This is a genomic window from Paracoccus shanxieyensis, assembly GCF_009711265.1.
Classification (GTDB): domain Bacteria; phylum Pseudomonadota; class Alphaproteobacteria; order Rhodobacterales; family Rhodobacteraceae; genus Paracoccus; species Paracoccus shanxieyensis.
Window position 1 is genome coordinate 387,354 of record NZ_WMII01000001.1, and the last position, 6,690, is coordinate 394,043.

General features: G+C 63.7%; 6 protein-coding genes. 1 reads left to right on the forward strand and 5 read right to left on the reverse strand.

Going from position 1 to position 6,690, the window contains the following annotated elements:
- Positions 1-4 precede the first annotated feature (4 nt).
- Positions 5-1,057 carry a linear amide C-N hydrolase gene (locus GL284_RS01980; RefSeq protein ID WP_155042954.1) on the reverse strand — a complete coding sequence of 351 codons (1,053 nt, stop codon included), beginning with the start codon at positions 1,055-1,057 and terminating at the stop codon, positions 5-7.
- A 159-nt stretch (positions 1,058-1,216) separates the two neighbouring features.
- Here GL284_RS01980 and GL284_RS01985 point away from each other — a divergent pair, with 159 nt between their 5' ends.
- On the forward strand, positions 1,217-1,990 hold the full coding sequence (locus GL284_RS01985) for a porin family protein (RefSeq protein WP_230382882.1): 774 nt from the start codon (positions 1,217-1,219) through the stop codon (positions 1,988-1,990).
- 16 nt (positions 1,991-2,006) lie between these two features.
- Here the strand turns inward: GL284_RS01985 and GL284_RS01990 are convergent, their stop codons facing one another.
- The 4 genes from GL284_RS01990 to GL284_RS02005 all read right to left on the reverse strand — a co-directional run bounded on the left by GL284_RS01990 (position 2,007) and on the right by GL284_RS02005 (position 6,548).
- Positions 2,007-3,071, reverse strand: coding sequence for an Ldh family oxidoreductase (locus GL284_RS01990; protein ID WP_155042955.1), 1,065 nt, complete (start codon positions 3,069-3,071; stop codon positions 2,007-2,009).
- Between the two features lie 57 nt (positions 3,072-3,128).
- Complete coding sequence (locus tag GL284_RS01995; protein ID WP_155042956.1) at positions 3,129-4,649, reverse strand: ABC transporter substrate-binding protein; 1,521 nt, start codon at positions 4,647-4,649, stop codon at positions 3,129-3,131.
- 85 nt (positions 4,650-4,734) lie between these two features.
- Positions 4,735-5,649 carry a dihydrodipicolinate synthase family protein gene (locus GL284_RS02000; protein WP_155042957.1) on the reverse strand — a complete coding sequence of 305 codons (915 nt, stop codon included), beginning with the start codon at positions 5,647-5,649 and terminating at the stop codon, positions 4,735-4,737.
- Entirely contained in the window at positions 5,646-6,548 is a 903-nt protein-coding gene (locus tag GL284_RS02005; protein ID WP_425274163.1) for a 5-dehydro-4-deoxyglucarate dehydratase, read from the reverse strand. Before GL284_RS02005 ends, GL284_RS02000 begins: the two co-directional genes overlap by 4 nt.
- Positions 6,549-6,690 lie beyond the last annotated feature (142 nt).

Here is a 6,690-nt window from a genome sequence, read left to right on the forward strand (position 1 = left end):
TCATTTACAGGCCAAGAAACTTGAACGGTTCGGTTTCTTTGAACTTGTCGTTCGCCACACCCGAGAAGGTATTGGTCTGGTTCGGCCCCAGATCCAGCTTCAGCACTTTCGCGCCTTCGCTGAAATCCAGCGTATTCAGATCGACCCAGAACGTGTTCGGCGTCAGCGCGGATTCAAAGAAATACAGCTTGCGCTTGTGATCCGCGACCGTGCGCCAGCGCGTCGATGAGATATTGGGCTGATCGGGCGTCGTGATGCCGAACGGGACCGAGGCATTGCGGATCACCCCAAAGACGCTGGCCAGCGTTTCGACGGCATTTTCGGTCTTGGGGATCGCGTCGATATAGAACGAGGCGCGGGCAAAGCGATCCGCCGCGCGGTTCGTGCCGGGCAGCATGACGGTGCCGCCGATTTCCTTCCAATAGGCGTTCAGCGCCAGTTGCTCATCGAAGATCGGCGAATTGGTCATCACCTGATAATCGCGGCTGTGGTGGATCACCTGCTTGCCGTCGATATATTCCACAATCGCGCTGTCGCCGGTGGAATCGGAAATGGACAGGTGCAGCGTGGCCAGACGCTCTTCGCCCGGCACGCTGTCGGTCACCAGCACATAGGGCTCGGCCTCGATGGCGGTGATCGCCTCGGCGACGGTGGCGAAATTGTCCAGCATGTATTGCGCCCACAGCGAAATCGCGAGGCCCGGCTGGCTGCCGTCATATTTCGGATATTCCGATTCAACCAGCCACAGCACATTCGCGACCAGCCCGGCCTCATTCATGCCATCCGTGGTGGCCACGTCATAGCCCGTCGCCACGACGCTGCCATATTTCGCGGTCCATTCGATCGAATTCGGCCCCGCTTCGCCGGTGCGCGCAATGCCCTTGGGCAGCACCCAAAGATTGGTGCCGATATCCAGCCGCCAATCCATCGACCGGGCGGTAATGATCTGATCGTTCGCCCCGTGATACACCAGACGGGTGCAGGCGTCGGCTGTGCCCGAAGCCAGCCCGGCGGTCAGTGCAAGCACACAGGCAATATATCGTGCAGTCAGTGTCATGGCAGCCTCGTCTGAACAGAAGACACAAAAAATGGGTAATCGCCGCATGCCCGGTCCGAAACGGAATTTTTCAGCCAAGACAAAACGATGGATTGACGGCACTATGTGTGCGGGTCGGCGCCAAAGCAAGCGCGCGCAATACGAAGAATGAGGGAACGCATGAAGTTGGTGATGATGTCCGTGGTGGGACTGGTCTTTTCGCAGGCGGCATATGCCCAGACCGAACCCGGCGGATCTGACTGGGTGGTGCAGATTTCCCCTTACCTGTGGGCCTCGGGTCTGAAGGGGAATATCTCTCCGTTCCGGCCCGGTCCGACCGTTCCCATCGAGAAAGGCTTCTCGGAGGTGATGGAGGATCTGAATTTCGGCGGTTTTCTGAATGTCTGGGCGCGGCGTGACAAGATCGTCGTCTCGGGCGACATGATGTTCGTCAACACCACCAACAGCAAGGCAGGCAATCTGCCCGCGCTGCCCGGCATCCCTGCGGGCATCCCGGTCAGCGGCGATGTCGATACCAAGGAATTCATGCTGACCCTGCAAGCGGGATACCGCTTTTACGACACGCCCGAGGTGACCTTGGACGGTCTGGCGGGCGCGCGCTATTGGCATGTGTCGAATGAATTGACGGTCAATGCGCTGGGACAAAGCCGCAGCTACAAGGAAAGCTTCGACTGGTTCGATCCGCTGGTGGGGATCCGCGGCTTTGCGCGGATCAATGATCGCTGGTCGGCACAGGGGCAGGCCGATATCGGCGGCTTCGGCGTCGGATCGGACATGACATGGTCGGTGCTGGCGACGGTGAACTATGTCCTCACCGACAGGGCTTCGTTGTCCGTGGGCTATCGCGTGCTGGACGTGGATTACGACGACGACGGCCATGTCTTCGACACGCGGATGAAAGGCCCGGTGATCGGCGCGACCTGGCGGTTCTGATCGCGCCGCGCGGTCGTCAGGCCGGGGTCAGTTCCTGCGGCATGGCGACGCCCAGTCGCTGGGCATGGCGGGCCATGCGCGTCAGGTCGTTTTCGGCAACCGGCACGCCCTGCGCCAGCGCCTGACGGCGCTTGCGCGAGGCGCTATCGCCCGGCACGCGCACCGGCCCCTTGGTCCATGGCGCGGGCGGGTTGGTGCGGCAGCCATCGGCCAGCCAGTCCGACTGCTGCGTGAACGCCTCCAGCCCGGCAAAGAAGGCGGGGTCAATCACCTGCACAAAGGCCGATTGCGCCAGCGGGCCCGGAGCGGCGGTATTTGCCCGGCCCTTGCCCGACAGCCCCTGCCCCAGCAGATCGACCATCAGCGCCAGACCAAAGCCCTTGTGCCCCTTCAACGCGCCGCCCAGCGGCATCAGCGAGCCGCCGCGTTCCGTGATCTCGCGCGGATCGTCCGTGGGCGCGCCTTCGGCGGTCAGGCCCCATTCTTCGGGATAGCGCTCGCCCTGTTTGGCCAGAAGCTGCGTCATCGTGGTGGTGGTGATCGACGACGACACATCCACCAGAATCGGATCGCCCGAGGTCGGAAAGCCCATCGCAATCGGGTTCGGTGTCAGCACCGGCTTGGTGCCGCCATAGGGCGCGACGCGCGCCGCCGCCGGGTTCGAGGCCGAGATCTGCACGATCAGCCCCCGATCCGTGACCTTGCGCATATAGGCCGACAGCGCGCAGGTATGGTGACAATTGCGGATGGCCGCGCCGACGATGCCGTGCTGGGCCACGCGCGCGCAGGCCTGATCCAGCGCCTGCGACAACAGCCACGCGCCGGGCAGCAGGCGGCCGTCCCAGACAAAGCCCGCGCCCTTGTCGGCCACGATGTCATAGCTGCCGGTGCCGTTCAGATTGCCGCTGGCCAGTTCCTCGACATACCAGTGCATCAGTTGCAGGCCGTGGGTTTCATGGCCGATCATGTCGCCTTCGACCAGCACTTCGGCGGTGATCGCGGCCTTGTCGGTCTCCATCCCGGCGGCGGTCAGCAGATTGGTGGCGAATTCCAGCAATGCGGCGCGGTCGAACAGGGGCATGGCAAATCCTCTGGAAAAAGGGGGGATGCGGGCCGGATCGCTCCGGCCCGTCGCGGGTTACTTGAACTTGATCTGCGACAGCTGCAGTTCCGAGTTCGTGGCGATGGTCGGCTGGAAGTCCAGCCGGGGCGAGACGCGGGTAAAGCCGACCATATGGAACATCGGAATATCGGCGACGATGTCGGTGTTCACCTTGGTGAACAGCTCTTGCCACAGCTTGGTGCGTTCGTCGCCGGTCGCGGCGCTGGCTTTCGCGATCATCTCATCCACGGTCGGGTCGTTGACCATCGAATGCGTCCCCTTCGAGCCCCATTTCACATAAGCCGTGAACACGGGATCGCCGGTGGCATTGTCATGCTGCGATTGGGTCAGGGTCGGGCCGCTGTCGGCGACAAAGGGCGACACGAAGTAATTGTTCCAGACCGACACGTCATACATGTCCAGCTTCACGTTCAGGCCGATATCCTGCAGCATGGCCATGATCGCCTCCATCGTCTCGGTGGCGTTGGGATATTGGCCGTTGCGCCCGATGATGCGGATTTCCTGATCGACGGGCACGCCATCCGCCTTGGCCTCGGCGATCAGTTCCTTGGCGCGGTCGGGATCATAGGGCCAGACGGGGATATCGGGATTGTAGCCAATGGTCGTGGGCACGACCAGATGCGTGGCGATCTGCGCATCGGCGGGGAACAGCGTGCCCAGCATCGCCTCGCGGTCGATAGCAAGGTTCATCGCCTCGCGCACGCGCCGGTCATTCGTCGGCGCGACCCGCGTGTCGATCCGCAGCGAGGTGGTTTCCGAATTCGGATAGCTGAAGTCGGTTTCCGTGTTCGTCGCATCCTGCATCGCGATCGAGGGCACGATATCGGCCTCGCCGGTCTGCACGATCGCCGCCGCCACCGCGCTGTCCGAGCGGAACAGATAGGTCGCCTTTTCGACCTGAGGCTGTTCGCCCCAATAGTCGGGATTGCGGGTCAGGGTGATAGACTGGCCGATCTTCCAGTCGCTGAAGACATAGGGGCCGGTGCCTTGCGGCTTGCGGTCGAATTCATCGGGTGGGGTGGTCGCGGCGGATTCGATGGGCATGACCGACATCAGCAGCGGCAGGATCGGCTGCGGCGGCGTGGTGGTGATGCGGATGGTGTTGTCGTCGGGGATCTCGAAGCTGAAATCCATGCTGCCGAAATACTTGCCGCCGGTCTCGCAGCTGAATTTCGGGTTCTTGTTGCGTTCGATGGTGAATTGCACATCCTTGGCGGTGAAAGGCGTGCCGTCATGCCACATCACGCCGGGACGCAGCTTGAATTCCCATGTGTCATCGTCGATCTGGCTCCATTCCGTCGCCAGACGCGGCTTCAACCCGCCGTTCACATAGTCGAACTCGACCATCATTTCATTGACGTTTTCCGACATGACGCGGCCCACATCCTGACGCGCGGCCATGCAGGGTTCGACCACATCGACGGCCTCGGCCAGAACGATGGTCACGTCGCGGCTGGCATCCTGTGCGAAAGCCGGGGCAATCCCCAGTGCAAGGATGGTGGTGGACAGACAGGCGGCTGCCTTGCGCAGATACATCTTGGACTCCTCCCTATGGTTTTTGGCCTTGGATCATTGGCTCTGCCCCCGCCTCCCCGGGGGCTGGCTGGCCCGCAGGCGCGGATCAGCCGGTCGTAAGTTCGGCGGCAAGCAGGCCCCGCGATGTCAGGAAGTCCTGCATCCTGGCCTGCTGCGTCGCGGTCAGCGGCCATGCCGCCGGGGGCCGGGTCGGGCCGCAATCCTGTCCCATCGCCGCCAGCGCCGCCTTGACGCCGGTGACATTGGTGCCGTTCATTTCCTCGGCGCGGATCTCCTCGAACGCGGCCATGTCGGCGATCAGGCTGCGGGCTTTGGCGTAATTGCCGCCCTCCAGCGCCGCGTGAATGGCCAGCGAGCGTTCCGGCCAGATGTTGATCAGCCCCGAGGTAAAGCCCCGCGCCCCCACCGCATACAGCGCGGGCGCCCAGACCTCGGCCAGCCCGCCGACCCAGATGATGCCCGGATCGCAGGCGGCAATCGCCTCGGCCAGTTTCAGCGGGTTGGGCGTGGCCCATTTCACGCCGATGACGCCCGGAATGGCGCACAGATCGGCAATCGCCCGGATCCCGATGGCATCGTTGCGCAGATACAGCATCAGCGGCAAACCGTCGCCTGCATCGGCGATGCGCCTGACATATTCGACCACACCGCGCGGCGCGACGAAGGGATCGGGCGGCTGATGCACCATCAGCCCCGCAGCCCCCGCCCGCGCCGCCGAACCCGCCAACCGGCACGCATCCTTGACCGAGCGTCCGACACCCGCCAGAACCGGCGCGCGACCCGCCACCATGCCCACCACCTCGGCGCACATGGTTTCGGCCTCATCGACGGTCAGGGCATAGAATTCGCCGGTATTTCCGTTCACCACGGGGATGTGCAGCCCGGCGGCCAGCGCCCGGTCGATGACCGGCCGCAACCGCGCCGGAGCCAGCCTGTCATCGCCATCGAAGGGCGTGACCAGAATGCCGGAAATGCCGTTCAGAACCGACTGAAGCGTCATTTCGCAGCCTCGATCAGGCTTTGCATCATGGCCATTTCCTCATCGGTCAGATCCATCAGCGGCGCACGCACCGGCCCGGCGTCAAAGCCGCGCAGGCGCACGCCCGCCTTGATCGCCGACACGGCATAGCCCGCCTTGCGGTCGCGGATCTTGGCGAAGGGATAATAGAAATCGCGCAGCATCGCCTCGCAGGTGGCATCGTCGCCGGCGCTGAACGCCGCGTGGAACTTCAGCGCGGTTTCCGGCACGAAGTTGAACACCGCCGAGGAATAGGTCGGCATCCCCGCCCCCTTATAGGCCTGCGCGAACAGCTCATGCGTGGGCATCCCGCCGATATAGGACAGCCGGTCGCCCATGGTCACGGTCACGCGGCGCACGGTGTCGATATCGCCGGTGCCGTCCTTGAAGCCGATCAGGTTCGGGCATTCATCGGCAAGCTGGGCAAGCTGTTCGGCACTGACCCGCGCCTGCCCGCGATTATAGACGATGACGCCCATATTCGTGGCCTTGCAGACCGCCCGCACCCGCGCGGCGATGCCGTCGGCCGGGGCTTCGGTCAGGTAATGCGGCAGCAGCAGGATGCCGTCGCCGCCTGCGGCCTCGATCTCGCGCGCCATGTCGCAGGCGATCCGGGTGCCATAGCCGCAGCCCGCGATCACCGGCGCATCGCCCGCGACGGCGCGCGCGGTCTTGACCACCTCGACCACCTCGCCGGGGGTCAGGGAAAACAGCTCTCCGGTGCCGCCCGCGACGATAAGCCCCGCGACCGGATATGAGGACAGCCATTCCAGATGCGCGGCGAAGGGCTTGGGATTGAAGCGGTCCTGATCGTCGAAGGGCGTGACGGGAAAGGACAAAAGCCCATGGCGGATGATCTCGCGCAGGTCGGTCGGGGCAATCATGCCGGTTCTCCTTGCAAATCTTCAGGCAGCAATTCCTTTGGAAAGCCCTGATAGCTGACGGGTCTCAGGAAGCGGCGGATGGCGAGGGTTCCGACCGAGGTGGCGCCGAAATTGGTCGAGGCCGGGTAGGGTCCGCCAT